The sequence below is a fragment of the Candidatus Liberimonas magnetica genome, from assembly GCA_020523885.1.
Taxonomy (GTDB): domain Bacteria; phylum Elusimicrobiota; class Endomicrobiia; order Endomicrobiales; family JAFGIL01; genus Liberimonas; species Liberimonas magnetica.
In genome coordinates this window covers 18,711-36,597 of the sequence record JAJAPY010000003.1, presented here as the reverse complement: position 1 = coordinate 36,597, position 17,887 = coordinate 18,711, and the positions used below count along the sequence as shown (strand labels likewise).

The window sequence follows — 17,887 nt, the reverse complement described above, 5'->3', positions numbered from 1 at the left end:
GCCATTACCTATGCAGGATCGGTAATGGCTGTTCATTTTACACCTTCTATATTTTTTACAAATACTTCTCTTCCAGAAATTATTGCAAGGTCCGTGCTCCTGCATTTGGGGCAGGAAAAATCAAGCAGGTTTTCTTTAATTATTTTTCTGTTGCACAGATTGCATTTTGCAGAAAGCCTTTCTTTTATTATTTCAAGTTTTGCCTTTCTGGCTATAGTTCCAGGGAACACATGCTCCAGCAGAGAATGACGCAAAAAATCCTCTTCTATCCCGCTGGCTTCTCCAAGAATAATACTTACTTTAGTGATTTTTTTAAGTTTGTTTTCGTTTACTTTTATATTTATTACATTCCATAAGTCTTTTGCCATACCCAGTTCGTGCATTTTATCTCCTATTAAATTAATTAATAGTTGAGGCCTGGCCACATCATTGTTTATCTGTGGTTTTAGGTGTAAATAGTATGGAAGAGTTACTGCCCAGCATTGTCTCAGGTAGTTTGCCGTCCCATTTGTCTATCCATTTGTAAGCAATGGTCTTTTCGTTAACGGACTCACGCAAGAGCTGTTGTGCCTTAGCATCGCCTTCCGCCCGGGCTATAGTTGCCAGCTTGTTTTGTTCGGCCTGCTGCTTGACATATTCCGCGGTTTTGATTTTCTGTTCTTCTATCTGTTTTGCCTCGACAACTTTTTCAAATTCCGGGTCAAACTTTATATTCACCAGGTTCACATTTTCAACAACGATGTTATACACCATAAGTTTTACCCGTAGGGTATCTTCAATCTGTTGTTTTAACACTTCGCGTTTTACAATAATATCTTCGACAGGGAACTGGGCAGAGGCAGCTTTTACGCACTCATTAACTGCAGGCTGAATAACTTTCACAACGTAATCTTTGCCTACCTTTATAAACAAATCGTTAACTTTTTCATACTGTAGATGAGTGTTGATAACGATCTCCACTTCAACCTTCTGCAGGTCTTTAGAAGCTGAATACGCCACGATATCTATGCGTTGAGTTTTTACGTCAAACTTAGTTACCCAATGTATGCCCGGTATACGAAAATGCATTCCCTGGGAATAGGATGCGGTTTTTCCGCTAAGACGGTTAAAAGTAACTCCGACTTCTCCAGGCCCCACAACAAATACGGGGTTAATGTTTACAAGCACCATAACAGCCAAAACAATTAATGCAACTTTTTTTAAAACATTAAAATCCAGCATATTAGCCCTCCGGTCGTTCTATATTTTGTGCCCTTCACAAAAATCGATTTTCCGACGACAACTTAAAGCACCTTTAAACTTTTCTACTTGTCAAACAATGTCCTAAGGTCTTTACCTCCGTTATTAATACAGGCTGTATTAAACTATATAAGCGATTCAGCCAGTTTATTAATTGACCATTCAACTTCTATGGATATTTCCTCCCCCATATTAAGGGACTTTGGCTGTATCCCAAGCAAATATATCTTTGCACTGGTTTCTTTTACAAGGTGTCCCGAGAGCATAGTTAACGGCATGCCATGCGTAGAAATGTTAAAATTAATTATTTCGTCTGTCCTGAATAACTTTACAGTTCCTGGTTTTTTGTTCATTTCTACTGCGTCGACAAATATTATACTGGCGGGTTTAAGTGATTTTATTTTTCCTATATAGTTCTCTGGGACATCCCCACAATCGATAGTCAGTAATTTCACAGATTGTTTTGGTTCTAGCAAAGAAACCAGCTTTGGGCCTGCGGCATCATCGCCTTTTAAGATGTTCCCAATGCCTAAAAACAGTACAGGCGTTTTTAATTTGTTCAATAAAGTTTTCATTTGGAGGTTATAATTGTTTTCCAGTTTGGTTGAAAACTAACACCTGATGCCTGCATTTTGGACAGATAATACGGTACAGGTCAGTGCGTTGGTGCGGTTCAGAAGGAAGTCCGCTATTTAGGTCTTCGGCAAGCAAAAGCTCTTTTTGGGCAGTATATATGAGGTTAAAATTTCCGCTTGACAGGGGCCCAAGTTTCTTGATCATCCAAAGAAGCTGTGCTTTCGGTACAATTATCTCACCGCAATCTTCACAGAGTATTAGTTCCTTCTCTATACCTTCAAAAAGAACCGAGCGGTCAGTTGTAGCAAGGTCAAACTCCTGGCCAAGATGCACACCTGTTAAGGTTGTGCAAAGCCTTTCGCACTGTTTGCAGAATATGCATATATCATAATGCCAGATGACTTCCCTTGTAGCCGGCCGTTTATCCAGGTTTTCTTTTACCTCTATGGCCCTCGCCGGGCAAACAAGGGCGCATGCGCCGCAGGCGATGCAGTCTTCGCTGCTTGGCACCGGCCTGCCTCTAAATGCAGGAAAAGGAATATGCGGAGCCTGGGGGTATTTTGTTGTAACAGGCCCTTGGATCAATGCTTTTATAGCTTCTTTTAATTCTCTTAATTTTGGATATCTCATATTAGTTATTAGTAATTAGTTCGGAGTTCGTAGTAAGGACTAATTAAACCTGTTTAGTTCGCAGTTTTTTACTCCGAACTAATTACTCTTAACTCCGAACTTCAAGGTCTTCTTTCAGCTTGTCGCAAACTGATTTTTCCCAGAGTTTCTCGCCGGATAAATAGGCTGCCCTTACCAGGGCATGGGAACCTGTTGCAGCTGTAAAAAGCAGAAAAAATATACAGAGAAGGGCTTTTATCCCCTCTACATGAAAACCAAAGTAGAAAAAAACTCCAAGCATGACCCCGCAAGTACCGAGCGTAACGCATTTTGTCGCTGCCTGAAGACGTGTATAAAGGTCCGGGAGCCTCAATAGGCCGATACATCCCAGGATATCAAAAATCAACCCGATACTGACAAGAATATAGGCGATAATTTCATTCATCAAAAGTTCTTCCTTCCAGGTATTTTGCCATAGCCAGGGTTGCTATATAAGACTGCAGTGCCCAGGCAATCGCTATGTCAATAAAAAAATCGAATTTTGAAAATATCGTAAATATGCCGCAGAAACTTATTATCAATATCCCCATTATATCTATAGATACAGCCCTGTCGGCAGGTGTTGGCCCGTAGCATATCCTTAACAGGCAAAGGAAAGCAGTAAGGATCAATGGATTTAGAAACCGGAATAAGAGAGGTATCTCGATCGCTAAATTCATTACTGCAAAAGCAGCTAAAAAAATTAATATTAATATCCAGTAAATTTTCTTCATACTATTTAAACTCCAAGGCTCACTCAAAAATATGTGTCAATATTTTTTCAAATTTTTCAACTATTATCTTTGTTGCTTCATCTACATCCTGGCTTTTGACATTTATGCAATGAACGTAAAGATAACCGTTTACAGGGTCGCAGTCAATGGTAATTGTGCCCGGTTTAAGAGTAATTGAGTTTGCCAGAAAAGTGATGCCTGTCTCGCTTTTTAATTTAGTCTTTACCTTTACAATTCCAGGATTTATAGGCATGTCTGGGTGCAGCACCCTGTAAGCAACGTCTAGGTTAGCTTTAAGCATCTCCCAGCCGAAGACGGGAATGTAATATAAAAACCACAGGTATCTTGAAACTTGTATGAATTTATCAGGCCCTTTTGAAAACATCCCTCCAAGTATCCAGGTTAAGGTCAATGAAACCAATAACCCTATCAGGATATTTTGCAGGCTTAAGTCCCAGCTAAGCAGGCTCCACATAACTAAGGCCATAATAAAAAATACAATTTTACTCTTCACAAACAAACTCCTTAAAAAGTTCGGAGTAGTTAGTTCGCAGTTCTGAGAAAAAAATCAATGTCTTTTCAACTATGAACTACGAACTCCCTGCTCCGAGGTGCTATTTCGGTAAACTGTCAAAAACACTTTGCCCGTAACCGGTCCCGGACAATAAAATATTTTGAGCAGGGTCAAGAAAAACAGTTCTCAAACCGGGTAAAACCAGCAAAGCGCCTAATATACATAAGCACGCAAGAAATACCATCGCAGATAGCATCGGGAGCGGTGCTTCTTTTACATTTTCTAATGCTTTATCTAATGCTCCGAAAAAAGCGTATTTCTGTATCTTTAAGAAAGATGATAATGTTATAATACTTACAAGAGCACATACTATTGCCAGTCCTACATGATCAGCCTGCACGCAGGCAATGATGATCAATAGTTTGGACCAGAAACCGTTAAAAGGCGGTACTCCTGCTATGGACATCGAGGCAATAAGGGATGTGCCTGCGGTAACTGGCATTTTCTCTTTTAACCCTCCCAGCTTATCGAGCTTTCTTGTACCTGTTGCATATTCAACAGAACCTGCGCTTAAAAACAAAAGGGATTTAAAAACAGCATGGTTGAATAAATGGAAAAGCCCGCCTAAAATTCCCAAGGGTGTCGCAAGGCCTAGACCTATGATCACATACCCTATCTGGCTTATGGAATGGTATGCCAGAAGTCTTTTAAAATCCCATTGATAAATGGCAAGTATTACGCCGACGATCATCGAAAGCGTGCCGAGTATCAAAAATATTTTCGTTATTTCCGGGGTTAGTCCAAAGATGTTAAAAGTTATCCTTATAAGCGCATAAACGCCCAGGGATTTTATCATTACGCCTGAAAGCATAGCTGAAACAGGAGCAGGTGCTGCTGGGTGTGCATCCGGAAGCCATCCGTGAAAAGGGACTAAGGCGGATTTTAGAGCAAAACCTGTGATAAAAAGCACGCAGGCAAACATGACCGCGAGGTTCCCATCCCTTGGCAGGTTAACGCATATATCAGCAAGGTTCAGGGTTGAAGTTATTTTGTATATGATCCCTATGGCTATCAAGATCATTGAAGATGCAAATGTGCCCATGATCAAATATTTGAAAGATGCTTCAAGCTCTTCCTGTTCACAGCCGTAGGCCACCAATGAATAGGAAGCCAGGGATGTTATTTCCAAGAACAGGTAAAGGTTGAACAAGTCGCCCGTTATAACCACGCCGTTCATCCCTGTAAGCATAAGAAGGAGCAGAGTGTAGTATTTCCATTGGTCGGTATACTGTTCGATGTAATTCCATGAATATATAGTTATAGCAAAGGCGATAGTATTAATAGTAACAAGCATGAAAGAAGTCAAAGCATCTATTACAAGGCTTATCCCAAACGGCGGCAGCCAACCGCCCATGGAGTAAACTATGGTTTGCCCGTTAAATTTAATAGAAAGAAGTGAGATAACAAGAAGTATCGTTGCGCATAGGATCGCAATTATCCTGTCAAGGCGTTTAGCCCAGGAGTGTGCCAGTGCCACGAAGAATGCACTTAAGACTGGAACTGCAATAAAAAGTACCGGTGAATGGATCATCTATCTTTTATCCTTTTAATTTCCTTATCTTTGTGAGGTCAAAAGTCCCGTATTTCTCATAAATCCGAATTGCTATAGAAACCATTAGTATTATTAAAGAAAGGCCTATGACTATGGTCGTAAGCACCATAGCTTGAGGCAGCGGGTCAACCATTTGAGCGGTTTGTCCATTCTTTGCCAGGATAGGCAAAACACCGTTCTGTTTATATCCGATCAGCACAAAAAACAGGTTTACTGCATATTCCATGATGGCTACGCTGATGATGATCTTTATCAGGTTCCTTCTGGAAAGAAGCCCGAAAACCCCTACTGAAAATAGAATGAAAGCCAAGAAATATAATAACATTTTTTAATTTTTATCCTTGTCTTTAAGGTCATTTATTTTTGACTTAAAAAGTACCATGGCGGAAAAAACCGTAAAAAGGCCCAAGCCTACGTTTATAGCGATAGCAAAATTGCAAAAAGGAACGATCCCCAGGCTAAACGGCCTATGCGGGTTTGCGGGGTAAATTAAATTAAAAAGGAAATAACTTCCTGCAAGAAGAATAAGGGCAGAGCTTATAATAGCTATAGCTCCTTCAACAAACCTGTTAATTTCTTCAGGTAATTTTTCAAGCACTCCGGCTTTTCCGAAAGAAAGAAGAAGAAGTATTAGTGCCAAGGCAAAGATTATTCCGCCCGGGAAACCGCCGCCGGGCCTCATCTGCTCATTGATTATGGAATAAACAGCAAAAAGTAAAATAAGCCCGGTAGTAAGCCGTGCGACTGTTTTTACTATTAATGTCATCCCTCTTCTTGGATTGTTCATATAACACCAATTATAGTTCGGAGTAATTAGTCCGGAGTTCGTAGTAAAAGCCAGTGTTTTTTACTTCTTCCTAATTTTCCCTACTTCTCTTAAGACAGCTATAGAACCTATGACTGCCGTAAAAAGTATAGTTGCCTCGCACAATGTATCAAGGATCCTAAATTCAAGGATAATGCTTGATATGATATTTCTGGACCCCAGTTTATCAAAGGCTTCTTTTATATAACTGCCGGATACCTTCATCATAGCCGAACCGAAACCCGGCAATAACTTTAAGACCTGGTATGCCACCGATAAAAAAACGATCAAAAAAATAATTGCAGTGAAAGCTGAAAAATAATCTTTAAACGGTTTTTTATCAGGAAGATCCTTTTGGATGGTAGCTCTGACAAGGATTATAAGGCATAATATCTCAACAACCAGCTGGGTCGCGGCTATGTCTGGTGCCTGCAGCAGCAGAAATGCCAAAGACAACCCGAGCCCTACCGTTCCAAGGGCAATGACACTGGACAACAGGTCGCTGAGGAAGATGGCTAACATTGCCCCCAGGATCATAAATGTCAATAAAAAGCTTAATTCAATTTCTATCATAATAAGATCCAGAATAAAAATAATATGCCGATTAAGCACCAGGCAAGGTAAGTATGGATTATTCCGGTGTGCATCTTTGATGCTATCCCGCCGATAAAGAAAATAAATCTCGATGAAAGGTCATAGATGTCAAAGAATTTCTGTTCGGCTCCCTTATATAACATATCAAAAATCTTTATATTAGTTATGGTATTATAGAACTCCGTTCCGGACGGGTTTTCATCGGATCTTTGGGTCTCGCCGCCTACAAAAGAGTCATCGAACCTTACAGCGTATTTTTTAAAGAAAATAAAATACAGTACGAATCCAAGAACAAGCCCGGAAATTACCATGAATGTTGCAAGTGTAGGCTGCCAAATGCCTATAGAAGTATCAAAATTTCCTTTTATTAACAGTTTTAAAGGGATTTGATAGGAAAAAACACCGAAAATAATACAGAGGCCGGAAAATAATACCATTGGCAATAACATTGCCCAATGAGCTTCCTTAATAAAATCCATGGGTTTCTTAGGTGCAGCAAGGTAGGTAGCATGTATAAGTTTCATAAAGCTGGCAAGGGTAAGTGCAGAGCCTATCATGGCTGTAACCAAAACAAGTATCGTAATTAAAGAATGGTTATTGTTAAAGGAGGTTATAAGCCCCTGGTATATAAGCCATTTGGAAACAAATCCGTTAAAAGGCGGGATCCCTGATATCGACAGGGACGCTACCAGTGCGCTTAAAAAAGTAAGCGGCATTAGTTTTGAAAGCCCGCCAAGTTCATCAAGGTTTGCAGTGCCTGTTTGTTTTTCAACAGCCCCGCCTGACAAAAATAAAGTAGATTTATATAAAGTATGATTTATCATATGAAAAATCCCGCCGATAAAGCCGACTGGATTTCCCGTTCCTATACCTACGACCATGTAGCCTACCTGAGAAACCGCATGATATCCCAGAAGTTTCTTGAAGTCATGTTGTACTAGTGCCATCATTACGGCTATAATGATCGTTGATGCACCTACTATCAAAAGAATGCTTGTAACGGAAGGACTATTAATAAACACATCATTTACGATTCTTGCCAGAAGATATATGCCGAGCAGTTTGTCCAGGGTCGCAATAAGAAGGGCTGTAACGGGTATAAAAGCTTTTTGGCTTACATCCGGTACCCAGGTATGAACAGGCACAGCACCCGCTTTGGCAAGAGAAGCAACTAACAAAAAGATAAAAGCAAGGAATCCGAACCCTGCAGCTGGAATAGGAAATCCTGATATAGTCCAGGTTCCTCTTGTAAAGTAGATAATAGCTATTCCGACTATCATCAATGCATCTGACCCTCCGATAAAGATAAAAGCTTTTTTGGCTGCTGCCGTAGCTTCTTGTGAAAGGCTTATTAAAAGATATAACGGAAGGCCTAAAAATCCCCAGAAAAAAACTAAAAGAATAAAATTATTGACAAAACCTACGGCTGAGGCAGCGCCGATAGTAAAGAGGGTATAAATAGAATATCCTTTGAAGTTAAAATCATCTGAAAAATATTTTAATGAATATACAGAAATGAAGAAACCAAAAAAACCTACGGCTAATAAAGTTAGAAGGGCTAAATTGTCAACGCGAATAAAGTCAGAAGTGTAGTAAGGTTGTTTTATAAATAAATAAATGCCAAGAATAAAATTGTTAAGGGTAGCACAGACAAGTATGATTTTATGCAAATATGTGTTCTTTTTAGGAACAAGCATAGCATAAAATCCAAGGGCAATGGTAAATAGAGTGGGTATAAATATCTGGTACATAAATAGTTTATTAGTTCGGAGTAGGGAGTTCAGAGTAAAATCTTAAACAACTAATAGTTAATAACTACGAACTACTGACTCCGAACTTTCTGCTCCTTAATTTTTTGGTCTTTTCCTGAGACTTACGTATCAAGTCATTGCCGTTCATCAACATTTTCCTGTTAAAGGCATCTACCACAGCGATCCTTTCCGTACAGCAATAGCACGGGTCAGCGGCTGCAAGTATTATGAGTGCATCTGAGACATTGTAGCCGATTACGGATTTTTCGTTTGTTGCGATGTTCATATATGAAGGAGCCCTTATCTTATGCCGTGTAGGTGAGTTTGTTTTATCTCCCCTTACGTAATGTACAACTTCGCCTCTCGGAGCTTCATGGCGGCCGATGCCTTCGCCCGGAGGTATATCCTTTATATTCAGGTCTACAGGCCCCGGGGTGGTTTTTAAGTGTGCCAGGCATTGCTTTATTATTTTGATACTTTCATATAATTCAAGGATCCTTACCCCTGCTCTTCCAAAGACGTCACAGGTGTTCATTGTTACTATATTCCAATCAACCAGGCCGTAGGCTGCATAAGGGTCATCTTTTCTTACATCAATAGCAACTCCGGATGAACGGGCTATAGGGCCAACAGCCCCGTAATCTTTCACGTCCTGTGCTGTTATAATACCTACACCTTTTGTCCTTGCATGGATAACAGGGTCATCCATAACAGCGCCTTTAAACATGTCCACTGCCGGCAAAAGTTCGTCAAGCTGTTTTTCTATCCAGCCTATATCTTCTCCTGTAATATCAAACCTGGTACCCCCTACTTTCATCGCTCCGTAATGCTGCCTGTTGCCGGATATTTTCTCAAATATATCAAGGACAAGTTCCCTGTATTTCCATGACCACATCCAGACAGTGTTGTACCCTAAAAAATGGCCGGCAAGGCCCAGCCATAAAAGGTGCGAATGTATCCTCTCCAGCTCTCCCACTAAACTGCGCACATATCTTGCCCTTTCCGGTATTTCGATACCTGCGAGTTCTTCGATGGCGTTTACATAAGCAAAGGGATGCGAGCACGAACATATCCCGCAGATCCGCTCAACAAGAAAAAGCCCCTGATCGTACGTCTTTGACTCGGAAAGTTTCTCTATGCCTCTGTGGTTATAGCCTATCTCTATGTCTACACCGGTAACTTTCTCGCCGTCAACATGGAGCCGGAAAAATTCCGGTTCTTCCTGCAGCGGATGGAAAGGCCCGATAGGTATTACGCATTTTTTGTCCAAGATAAACCTCTCTATTACTACTTAAGTGCAAAATGAAAATTGTAAATTGAAAAATGCAAATTTAACGGCCTTTTATACATTTGTTTATTTTTTGTCTTTCAATTTGAAATTTGCATTTTCTCGATTTGCAATTTGCAATTATTTTGTTATTTCCTCTCTTTTTGCCGTAAGGGGTAGTCGTCTTTCGGCCAGTCATCAGGAAGTATCAGATGCTTCAAGTTTTTATGGCCGATAAAGATTATTCCTAAAAGTTCATGCATTTCCCGCTCTATCCAGTTAGTGCCTTTGATAATGTTTGACAAAGAGTCGATCTCAGGTTTTTCTTTGTTCGTCAATATGACCCGTAAAGTTATTATGACTCCTGTTGAATCATCAGAAAAATGATACATTATCTCTATGCCGGAGCGTGTATCCATCCCGCTTGCGATCATGAACCTGAGCGCCGGCTTATTAAATAAATATGACCCGAACGGAATTATGTTCTTCGGGTCTATGTCAATATAAACCCTCTTTGCTTTTTTTTGCTCAAACTTCAGTATTTCTTTATCAAACTTAGATTTTAATTCTTCTATTAGGTTCATGATTTCACCGAGTTAATCAATTTAGCCAGGCCTGCTATTATAGCTTCCGGCTTGGGCGGACATCCCGGGATATAGGCATCTACCGGTATTATTTTATCAAGGGGACCCGCAAAGTTGTATGAGTCACGGAAGGTTATCCCTGAACAGGAACAACCGCCTATTGCTACCACAAAACACGGCCTTGGAGCCTGTTCGTAAATTTTTTTCAGCTTCGGTATTATTTTCTTATTGACCACACCTGTAACGAGAAGTATATCTGCATGCCTGATAGAACCCACAAGAACAACCCCGAACCGCTCCAGGTCATATTTGGGAGTGAGGCAGTCTAGTATTTCAATATCGCAATTGTTGCAGGCGCTTGCGCCCACGTGAAAAGCGAACAGTGATTTGGTTAAAGTTTTTGTTTTTTCAAACATTTTTTATCCAGTTCGGAGTATGGAGTTTGTAGTTCTGAGTTTGTAAAGTCTGTACTACGAACTAATTACTAATAACTCCGAACTCTTCTATTCTAAAATCCCATCAAAGCAAGCAGCACTGAAACAAAACCTAAAATAGCGACAGGCCCCCAAAAGAATCTCATTGCCTGGTCTATCCTCACACGCGGGTTAGTGTTTTTTATCAGAATAAAGGCTACGGTGATCAAAAGAAATTTAATGATAAAACCCGTAATACCTCCTCCGGCAAGAAAAGCAACGATAAGAAAAACAGGAGCTACGATAAGCATCATCATCTTTGAGAGTTTCCAAAAGGCAAGCAGAGGTCCTGAATACTCTATAGATACGCCGCCTGCAAGCTCTGTTTCGGCTTCGGCCAGGTCAAAAGGGACAAGCCCGATCTTCGCGTGCATGCATAACAAGGCTACGGCAAAAGCGAGCATTCCTGAAAGGCTGGAGGCAAAAGAGCCCGAGCTTTGCTGAAACCTTATAATGTCGCCAAGAAGTATGCTGTGAGACCTTATTATTGGTACGAGCAGAGCTAAGATGAACGGCAGTTCATAGCTTAGAATGAGTTTTATCTCACGGCTTGCGCCAAGGGAAGATAACGGGTTAAAAGACGCCGAAGCGCCTATGATAGTTGTCAGGGCGGGAATAAGTAAAAGATAGATAACGACTATCATATCTCCCATAAAGCTCCTCTGCGGGTACAGGTACGTCAAAACCAGTATATTTGATACCAGTATCACTGAAAGGAGCGACAACACCGGAGACAGAACGAACAACAACGTGTTCCCCTGCTTTGGTATTATAGTTTCCTTTAACAACAATTTCCTTAGGTCATAAAAGGGCTGCAGGATAGGAGGACCAAGGCGCCACTGCACCCTGGCTGTGACTTTCCTGTCTACCCAGCTTACGAACATCCCTAGAATGGATAGAAAAATAAATCCCGGAAAAATAAAGTAATTAAATAATATTTTTAACATAATTTTTATAATTTCGAAATCCGAAACACGAATTCCGAAAAAAACTGCAATATTAAATATTCAAAAATCAAGAAAAGTTTTTGTTGTTTGCCTTTTTGCCTATTTGATATTTTTTCGAGATTCGAATTTGCCTATTCGAAATTGTATCTCCTTTTATTCTTTCCATTTAATAGTGCGTACATAAAAAAGGCCGTCTCTTACTGCATAAATATTTTGTTTTGGGTCTTCATTTACTTCTTTCCATTCAAGAGCGCCTTCGGGGCACGTCTGGGTACAGATAGGCGGAGTCTTGTCATCCGAACGGTCAAAACAATAGTCGCACATCGTGGTCTTGTATTCCACTATCTCAGGTATTATGACCCCGAACGGGCAGGCCGCTGTGCAGGTCTTGCACGATGTGCATCTCATCGAATATCTTTCAAGCCTTAGATCGGCCTCTCTCTGCCCCAGTGCGTTCTGGGGGCATGAGGCTACGCACGGGGGCTCTTCACACCGCCTGCATACGTGTTCCTGAACACCGAGGGCTATGCACCGGATATAGCCGTCATTTTCAGGATGAAAATAATAGCTGCACCTTGCAGCGCACTTTTTGCCCGTCTTCGCAGAAGGCATCTGACCCATATCAGAGGGGGAATGCGAAGTGGGCTGTCCTCCTAACTGCAAAGCTTCTGATGGGTTTATAAGCTTCGGCGGATTCCGCAGTTCATCTGAAGAACAAGCTGAAGATGCTCCACATTTATAGCATTTTTCAAGGTCAATAAACAGTTTTTTCATAAAAATTATTAAGTTCGTAGTATGGAGTTCGTAGTTCGGAGTAAATAAAGCCTTTACTACGAACTAATTACTCCGAACTTCATTTACGCAAACGGGTCGTGAATTTTCTTAATTTGCTCGTAGGTAAATACAGGGCCGTCTTTACAAATAAAATGTGGCCCAAGCTGGCAATGCCCGCACTTACCAAGGCCGCACGACATATTTGCTTCCATAGAAAGATATATATCTTTCGGTTTAAAACCTATTTCAATGAGTTTCATAGTGCCGAACTTCATCATTATAGGCGGGCCACAAACAACGGCTACGGCATTTGAAAGATCTGCTTTTAAATTATCAAGAAGGCAGGTAACCAGGCCTACAGTTTCATCCCATGCTCCTATAGGGCATTTGTCAACGCTTCTCAAAATATTAAGCTTATTGATTCTTTTCCAATGAGGAAAAAGATATTTATAGACTACGTCTTCGGGGGTTTTAGATCCATAACACAAAATTATCTTTTTAAAGTGCTCCTGCAGAACAATTAAGGTAAGCAAGAAGGACCTTAAAGGTGCCATCCCTACTCCGCCGCCCAGGATCAAAACTTCTTTTCCGTAAAACTCCTTTATCGGATAGCCATGGCCGTAAGGGCCGCGCATGCCCAAGGTCTCTCCCCCTCTTAATTGGTGAAGGTGCTCTGTTAAATGTCCGACTTTCATTATGGTCACATCAATGGTGTCTGTTTCAAAAGGCGAAGAAGACGGTGTGAACGGGGCTTCTCCCAATCCGGGCACGGACAATTCAATGAACTGCCCGGTTGCAAATCTGAAATTTTGTTCAGGCCTTAGCGTGAAAGTCTTTATATTTGAAGTCTCAGTAATGACTTTTTCTACTTTTGCCTGTATTGAGTGATAAGGGCTTGGAAACATTATTCCTCTTAGTTAGTTTAGAGTTCAAAGATAATCAACTTCAAAAATCTCTAAACTCTCAATTCTAAACACTAAACTATCTTATCTTTAAGCCTCTGAAGGCTTCTTCTTATGTCGATTTTCCCCTGGCAGACCGTTATGCATCTTCCGCATCCTGTGCAGGCATAAAATCCAAAATTTTCAGGCCTGTACAGGAGTTTGCAAGTATACCAATTCCTTAACCGTTCGCTTTTTGTTTTTCTCGGGTTAGCACCTCCGGCTACGCGTCCGTAACCTGTTGACTGGCATGAATCCCAGGTGCGTATCCTGGACCACTCTTTAGAAGTTTCAGAAAGAAGGAAACAATAACAGGTCCCACAGGCAAAACGGCATGCATCGCATTCCACGCAGGTCTTTGCAACGCCGGTCTCCCATACTTTTGAAACGAACTCGCTGTCGACTATTATTTTTGGATTACTCCAGGTATAATCTTTATTGTTTTCTTTTACAGCTTCGGTTATTTTAAGCCTTTGTTTTTCCCTTTCTTCAAGATGTTGCGGCTGAGCTTCGCTAAATAGTTCCTTAGAAGAAGAAACGATCTTTTCACCCCAAGCGCTTCCTGTTTCTGCGATAAAACCTGTTTTTAGGGGGCTTATGTTAATGTCAAAACCCTTTGAGGGATAAGGCTTTCCTTCTATTAAAGTACAAAAGCAGCTCGGCAGGTAATCGTCGCAATCACAAGATATTATAAAAGTATCCCCCCTTCTAACTGCATAATAAGGGTCAACAAGGGCTCCTCCGATAAATATAGCATCCATCGTTTTAAGATGCTCGATATCGCATTCTTTAACGCCTAATAAGGCCACTTTTTTTTCTTTTGGGGCAAGCGTAACTTCTTCTTTTACAGGGAAGAAAAAACTCTTTACCGGTTGGAGTGCCCGGTATCGATTTACGGTTATTTCGTTTACTCTATCAGGAGCTACTTCTTCCCAAAAGAGTTTTTCCTCAACTGCTCTAAGGCCGTAAAGAGAAAATCCTTCTGCCAGCCGGCAAAGAAAACTTTCCCAATCTGAAGTAGTTATGTAATACAGAGACATCACTGCCTGCCTTTTGATTTTTCGGAGATATTCACAAAATAGATAACATTTTCAAGTTCGGCTACCAGGTTGACATTATTAATAATAACATCGGAGGGGCAGCGCAATTGAATTGGCGCAAAATTTAGGATGCCTTTTATCCCAGAATTAACTAGTTTATCTGCAATTTGCTGGGCAGCTATGTCAGGCGCTGTAATAATTCCTATCTTAACATGATTTTTCTTAACAAAACTGTCAAGTTCCTCAAGACTTAGGACCGGAATGCTTCCGCTTCCCGTCATTTTGGAAGGGTCGATATCAAATGCTGCGATTATTTCAATACCCTGGCTTTCAAACCCCTTGTATTTGAGAAGAGCCGTGCCGATTTTTCCCGCACCTACAAGTATACATTTATGAATTTCATTTTTGCCCAGGATTTCGTTTAACCTGTTGGAAAGAGCATCCAGGTCGTACCCTCCGCGTTTATTTCCGGATATTTTGAACAATGAGAAATCTTTCCTCACCTGTGTTGATGTAACACCTACGGCTTCAGCAAGATTGTCAGAAAAGATCTTTAAAAAACCCAGTGCTTTGAATTTGTTTATTGAATGGCGGTACTGTGAAAGTCGAATTATACAGTTTCTGTTTATAGGCAGCATATTGTTCCTTATTTCACATTATTGGAACAATTATACATCTATACTTATAATTTGTCAATCCCGTCTTAAATTATCCATTCAATATTTTAAGAGGTATTGTTGTCTTAGGGATGTTTTCTATAATTTTCAATTAAATCTTTGATGATAATTTTATTGTGATAATATTCACTTATAAAAGAAAGTATAATTGTAAGGTTCTTCAAAAGCCATTAGCAGTTAGCATTTCAAAATGAAAATCAAAAGATTAAAAGCTTCGCATTGCTAATTGCTAATTTTGTATTTTTCAATTAGCTTTATAAACTCTTCTTCGTTCAATATTTTAACGCCGAGTCCTTTTGCTTTAGCATATTTAGAACCGGGGTTTTCTCCTGTCACCAGAAAATCGGTTTTCCTGCTTACACTGGAAGCAGGATTTCCTCCAAGTTCCCGTATCTTATTTTCGGCTTCGCCCCTTGAATAAGCCTTAAGCTCGCCTGTCAAAACAAAGGTTTTGCCTTCAAGTGGTTTTGCGCTTTGTTCTGTTTCAGGCTGTCTAAGGTTTATGCCAAGTAAGGCAAGCTCATTAATCAGCTTTTTTACGCTAGCCTGCGAAAAATAATCTAGTATAGACCTGGCCAGCACAGGCCCTATTTCATTTATATTTAAGAGTTCGTCACTAGAAGCCTGCATGAGCTTATGGATAGTTTGAAAATGCTCCGCCAGGGTAAGTGCGGCTTTTTCCCCGACATTTCTAATGCCGAGCCCATATATAAGCCTGTTTAGGGGCTGGGTCTTGCTTTTTTCAATTGCATCAAGGAGATTCTGCGCTTTTTTATCTTTGAACAGGTCAAGTTTTAAAAGACTTTCTTTTTTTAATTTATATATATCAGAGAAATTAGATACCATTTTCCTGTTTAGGAGCTGCTTAATGACTGCTTCTCCCATACTTTCAATATCCATAGCTTCTCGTTTCGAAAAATGAGAAAGCCCGAGTTCTATCTGGGCAGGGCAGGAAGGATTTAAGCACCTGTAAGAAACATCTTCCTCTTTCTCTTTAGTTATCGGTCCCTCGCAGGCAGGGCACTTAGGCGGGATATGAACGGTTTTTTCATTCCCTGTGCGCTCAGAAACGATAACTTTTACTACTTTTGGTATAACGTCCCCGGCGCGCTGTATCAGGACTCTATCGCCGATCTTTACATCAAGGCGTTTTATTTCATCAAAATTATGAAGGGTTGCATGAGAGATGGTCACACCTGAAAGCGATACAGGTTCAAGGTCTGCAACAGGCGTAAGGATACCGGTCCTTCCTACCTGCACCCTTATGTCTTTAACCTTTGTCGTGGTTTCTCTTGGGGCAAATTTAAAGGCTATGGCCCACCTCGGGCTTTTCATGGTAAAACCAAGCATTCTTTGTTGTTCAAGGTCGTTAACCTTAATTACGGCACCGTCAATTTCAAAAGGTACGGTATCTCTTATGGTCTCAAACTCCTTGCATTTAGCTATCACTTCGCTGAAATTCATGCAAAGCACTGAATACTTGTTTATAGGAAGCCCATATTTTTTAGAAGCAGCCAGAAAATCCCAATGGGTGGCAAAATATTTGCCACCTACTATCTTGCCGTAGGAGTGCACAAAATATTTTAAAGGCCTTGATGCGGTTATTTTTGTATCTTTTTGCCTTAAGGAGCCGGCAGCCGCATTCCTCGGGTTTGCAAAAGGTTCTTCTTTGTTATCAATCATCCTGTTGTTCAATCTTTCAAAATCCTTTTTGTCTATATAAACTTCGCCTCTCACTTCTAAAAAGATCGGGGACTCTCTTGTCAACAATTTCAAGGGTATATAGTTAATGGTTTTTGCATTAGGGGTTATATCCTCTCCTTTCTCCCCGTCGCCCCGTGTAGCGGCCCTGGTAAGCAGTGCATTTTCATAGGTCAGGGATAGACTCACCCCGTCTATCTTTAGCTCCACAACAAATTCTATCTTTTCTGTTTTTAATGATTTTACTACCCTGTCGTACCATGCCTTGAGTTCTTCCTCATTATAAGTGTTATCCAAAGAAAGCATTGGTATGATATGTTTTACAGGGGCAAATGTGGGCGAGGCTTGGCCTGAAACTCTTTGTGTGGGCGAATCCGGAGTTATAAACTGCGGGTACTGGTACTCCAGTTCCTTGAGACCTTTCATTAACTGGTCGTATTCGTAATCTGATATTTTTGGCTGGTCTAAAACGTAATATTGGTAATCGTTTAGGTTGATCTTTTCTTTTAAAGTTTTTATTTTTAGTGATATTTTACTTAGGCTGTCGTTCATCGTGGGCTTTTCTTGCGGTTTTAAGTTTATCTAAAATGCCGTTTACGAATTTGCCGGAATCCTGCGTGGAAAAAGTTTTTGCTATTTCTACAGCTTCATCAATGATTACGCTTATAGGTGTTTGCGGAGTATCTATCATCTCAAAGGCAGCAAGCCTGAGTATGTTCCTGTCAATAGAAGCCATCCTGTCAAGTTTCCAGTTTTTGGTATGTTTTATTATCAACTGGTCCAGGAAATCTATCTTATTTAGAGTACCTACAAGAAGTTCTTTTGCAAAAGTATGGACGCTGTCTGAAGTGGCAATATCTTCCCAATAGGATTTCTGGGCATCTTCAATGGAGAATTTGCAATTGTCACAAAGATAAAGCATCTTTAAGGCAGCTTCGCGGGCTTTTCTTCTGTTGCCGACTTTCTTTATCGGAATTTGAAGCGATTTTATGTTTTTCTTATCCATTGTA

The 17,887-nt window shown here is 40.5% G+C and carries 22 protein-coding genes; all 22 read right to left on the bottom strand.

Annotated features, from left to right (window positions below):
* Positions 1 to 32: 32 nt before the first annotated feature.
* Positions 33 to 383: a hydrogenase maturation nickel metallochaperone HypA gene (locus LHV68_03255; GenBank protein MCB4790885.1), complete on the bottom strand. Its 351-nt coding sequence runs from the start codon at positions 381 to 383 to the stop codon at positions 33 to 35.
* Positions 384 to 426: 43 nt separating this feature from the next.
* A complete protein-coding gene (locus LHV68_03250; GenBank protein MCB4790884.1) occupies positions 427 to 1,221 on the bottom strand; it encodes a prohibitin family protein in 795 nt (264 codons plus the stop codon).
* 143 nt (positions 1,222 to 1,364) lie between these two features.
* Positions 1,365 to 1,802 (bottom strand): hydrogenase maturation peptidase HycI, encoded by a 438-nt coding sequence (gene hycI / locus LHV68_03245; GenBank protein MCB4790883.1) that lies wholly within the window; start codon positions 1,800 to 1,802, stop codon positions 1,365 to 1,367.
* Between the two features lie 19 nt (positions 1,803 to 1,821).
* Positions 1,822 to 2,445 carry a 4Fe-4S dicluster domain-containing protein gene (locus LHV68_03240; GenBank protein MCB4790882.1) on the bottom strand — a complete coding sequence of 208 codons (624 nt, stop codon included), beginning with the start codon at positions 2,443 to 2,445 and terminating at the stop codon, positions 1,822 to 1,824.
* Between the two features lie 88 nt (positions 2,446 to 2,533).
* Positions 2,534 to 2,869 (bottom strand): monovalent cation/H(+) antiporter subunit G, encoded by a 336-nt coding sequence (gene mnhG / locus LHV68_03235; protein ID MCB4790881.1) that lies wholly within the window; start codon positions 2,867 to 2,869, stop codon positions 2,534 to 2,536.
* Positions 2,862 to 3,197 carry a multiple resistance and pH regulation protein F gene (locus tag LHV68_03230; GenBank protein ID MCB4790880.1) on the bottom strand — a complete coding sequence of 112 codons (336 nt, stop codon included), beginning with the start codon at positions 3,195 to 3,197 and terminating at the stop codon, positions 2,862 to 2,864. The genes mnhG and LHV68_03230 overlap by 8 nt, the downstream gene beginning before the upstream one ends.
* A 19-nt stretch (positions 3,198 to 3,216) precedes the next feature.
* On the bottom strand, positions 3,217 to 3,711 hold the full coding sequence (locus tag LHV68_03225; protein MCB4790879.1) for a Na+/H+ antiporter subunit E: 495 nt from the start codon (positions 3,709 to 3,711) through the stop codon (positions 3,217 to 3,219).
* Between the two features lie 100 nt (positions 3,712 to 3,811).
* Positions 3,812 to 5,302 (bottom strand): monovalent cation/H+ antiporter subunit D family protein, encoded by a 1,491-nt coding sequence (locus LHV68_03220; protein ID MCB4790878.1) that lies wholly within the window; start codon positions 5,300 to 5,302, stop codon positions 3,812 to 3,814.
* A 7-nt stretch (positions 5,303 to 5,309) separates the two neighbouring features.
* The gene (locus tag LHV68_03215) at positions 5,310 to 5,648 is read right to left on the bottom strand and encodes a sodium:proton antiporter (protein MCB4790877.1); all 339 of its coding nucleotides are present in this window, start codon (positions 5,646 to 5,648) and stop codon (positions 5,310 to 5,312) included.
* A gap of 3 nt (positions 5,649 to 5,651) precedes the next feature.
* A complete protein-coding gene (locus LHV68_03210; GenBank protein MCB4790876.1) occupies positions 5,652 to 6,110 on the bottom strand; it encodes a hypothetical protein in 459 nt (152 codons plus the stop codon).
* Between the two features lie 60 nt (positions 6,111 to 6,170).
* The gene (locus tag LHV68_03205; GenBank protein MCB4790875.1) at positions 6,171 to 6,701 is read right to left on the bottom strand and encodes a DUF4040 domain-containing protein; all 531 of its coding nucleotides are present in this window, start codon (positions 6,699 to 6,701) and stop codon (positions 6,171 to 6,173) included.
* Positions 6,698 to 8,473 carry a hypothetical protein gene (locus tag LHV68_03200; protein ID MCB4790874.1) on the bottom strand — a complete coding sequence of 592 codons (1,776 nt, stop codon included), beginning with the start codon at positions 8,471 to 8,473 and terminating at the stop codon, positions 6,698 to 6,700. The genes LHV68_03205 and LHV68_03200 overlap by 4 nt, the downstream gene beginning before the upstream one ends.
* A gap of 64 nt (positions 8,474 to 8,537) precedes the next feature.
* On the bottom strand, positions 8,538 to 9,743 hold the full coding sequence (locus LHV68_03195; GenBank protein ID MCB4790873.1) for a nickel-dependent hydrogenase large subunit: 1,206 nt from the start codon (positions 9,741 to 9,743) through the stop codon (positions 8,538 to 8,540).
* A gap of 146 nt (positions 9,744 to 9,889) precedes the next feature.
* Complete coding sequence (locus LHV68_03190) at positions 9,890 to 10,324, bottom strand: NADH-quinone oxidoreductase subunit C (protein ID MCB4790872.1); 435 nt, start codon at positions 10,322 to 10,324, stop codon at positions 9,890 to 9,892.
* Positions 10,321 to 10,740 (bottom strand): NADH-quinone oxidoreductase subunit NuoB, encoded by a 420-nt coding sequence (gene nuoB / locus LHV68_03185; protein MCB4790871.1) that lies wholly within the window; start codon positions 10,738 to 10,740, stop codon positions 10,321 to 10,323. The genes LHV68_03190 and nuoB overlap by 4 nt, the downstream gene beginning before the upstream one ends.
* A gap of 92 nt (positions 10,741 to 10,832) precedes the next feature.
* Positions 10,833 to 11,744, bottom strand: coding sequence for an NADH-quinone oxidoreductase subunit H (locus LHV68_03180; GenBank protein MCB4790870.1), 912 nt, complete (start codon positions 11,742 to 11,744; stop codon positions 10,833 to 10,835).
* 153 nt (positions 11,745 to 11,897) lie between these two features.
* A complete protein-coding gene (locus tag LHV68_03175) occupies positions 11,898 to 12,518 on the bottom strand; it encodes a 4Fe-4S binding protein (GenBank protein ID MCB4790869.1) in 621 nt (206 codons plus the stop codon).
* 83 nt (positions 12,519 to 12,601) lie between these two features.
* Positions 12,602 to 13,423, bottom strand: a complete 822-nt coding sequence (locus tag LHV68_03170) for an FAD/NAD(P)-binding protein (protein ID MCB4790868.1) — start codon at positions 13,421 to 13,423, stop codon at positions 12,602 to 12,604.
* A 71-nt stretch (positions 13,424 to 13,494) separates the two neighbouring features.
* Positions 13,495 to 14,499, bottom strand: a complete 1,005-nt coding sequence (locus tag LHV68_03165) for a 4Fe-4S dicluster domain-containing protein (GenBank protein MCB4790867.1) — start codon at positions 14,497 to 14,499, stop codon at positions 13,495 to 13,497.
* The gene (locus tag LHV68_03160; protein ID MCB4790866.1) at positions 14,499 to 15,137 is read right to left on the bottom strand and encodes a redox-sensing transcriptional repressor Rex; all 639 of its coding nucleotides are present in this window, start codon (positions 15,135 to 15,137) and stop codon (positions 14,499 to 14,501) included. The genes LHV68_03165 and LHV68_03160 overlap by 1 nt, the downstream gene beginning before the upstream one ends.
* A 261-nt stretch (positions 15,138 to 15,398) precedes the next feature.
* Positions 15,399 to 17,429, bottom strand: coding sequence for an NAD-dependent DNA ligase LigA (ligA, locus tag LHV68_03155; protein MCB4790865.1), 2,031 nt, complete (start codon positions 17,427 to 17,429; stop codon positions 15,399 to 15,401).
* Positions 17,410 to 17,883: a transcription antitermination factor NusB gene (gene nusB / locus LHV68_03150; GenBank protein MCB4790864.1), complete on the bottom strand. Its 474-nt coding sequence runs from the start codon at positions 17,881 to 17,883 to the stop codon at positions 17,410 to 17,412. Before nusB ends, ligA begins: the two co-directional genes overlap by 20 nt.
* Positions 17,884 to 17,887: the final 4 nt, after the last annotated feature.

Excerpts from the sequence above, each read along its gene's own strand:
- LHV68_03255 (MCB4790885.1), bottom strand. The coding sequence starts at position 383 with ATGCACGAACTGGGTATGGCAAAAGACTTATGGAATGTAATAAATATA.
- LHV68_03250 (MCB4790884.1), bottom strand. The coding sequence starts at position 1,221 with ATGCTGGATTTTAATGTTTTAAAAAAAGTTGCATTAATTGTTTTGGCT.
- LHV68_03240 (MCB4790882.1), bottom strand. The coding sequence starts at position 2,445 with ATGAGATATCCAAAATTAAGAGAATTAAAAGAAGCTATAAAAGCATTG.
- mnhG (MCB4790881.1), bottom strand. The coding sequence starts at position 2,869 with ATGAATGAAATTATCGCCTATATTCTTGTCAGTATCGGGTTGATTTTT.
- LHV68_03230 (MCB4790880.1), bottom strand. The coding sequence starts at position 3,197 with ATGAAGAAAATTTACTGGATATTAATATTAATTTTTTTAGCTGCTTTT.
- LHV68_03220 (MCB4790878.1), bottom strand. The coding sequence starts at position 5,302 with ATGATCCATTCACCGGTACTTTTTATTGCAGTTCCAGTCTTAAGTGCA.
- LHV68_03215 (MCB4790877.1), bottom strand. The coding sequence starts at position 5,648 with ATGTTATTATATTTCTTGGCTTTCATTCTATTTTCAGTAGGGGTTTTC.
- LHV68_03210 (MCB4790876.1), bottom strand. The coding sequence starts at position 6,110 with ATGAACAATCCAAGAAGAGGGATGACATTAATAGTAAAAACAGTCGCA.
- LHV68_03205 (MCB4790875.1), bottom strand. The coding sequence starts at position 6,701 with ATGATAGAAATTGAATTAAGCTTTTTATTGACATTTATGATCCTGGGG.
- LHV68_03200 (MCB4790874.1), bottom strand. The coding sequence starts at position 8,473 with ATGTACCAGATATTTATACCCACTCTATTTACCATTGCCCTTGGATTT.
- LHV68_03190 (MCB4790872.1), bottom strand. The coding sequence starts at position 10,324 with ATGAACCTAATAGAAGAATTAAAATCTAAGTTTGATAAAGAAATACTG.
- nuoB (MCB4790871.1), bottom strand. The coding sequence starts at position 10,740 with ATGTTTGAAAAAACAAAAACTTTAACCAAATCACTGTTCGCTTTTCAC.
- LHV68_03180 (MCB4790870.1), bottom strand. The coding sequence starts at position 11,744 with ATGTTAAAAATATTATTTAATTACTTTATTTTTCCGGGATTTATTTTT.
- LHV68_03175 (MCB4790869.1), bottom strand. The coding sequence starts at position 12,518 with ATGAAAAAACTGTTTATTGACCTTGAAAAATGCTATAAATGTGGAGCA.
- LHV68_03170 (MCB4790868.1), bottom strand. The coding sequence starts at position 13,423 with ATGTTTCCAAGCCCTTATCACTCAATACAGGCAAAAGTAGAAAAAGTC.
- LHV68_03165 (MCB4790867.1), bottom strand. The coding sequence starts at position 14,499 with ATGTCTCTGTATTACATAACTACTTCAGATTGGGAAAGTTTTCTTTGC.
- LHV68_03160 (MCB4790866.1), bottom strand. The coding sequence starts at position 15,137 with ATGCTGCCTATAAACAGAAACTGTATAATTCGACTTTCACAGTACCGC.
- ligA (MCB4790865.1), bottom strand. The coding sequence starts at position 17,429 with ATGAACGACAGCCTAAGTAAAATATCACTAAAAATAAAAACTTTAAAA.
- nusB (MCB4790864.1), bottom strand. The coding sequence starts at position 17,883 with ATGGATAAGAAAAACATAAAATCGCTTCAAATTCCGATAAAGAAAGTC.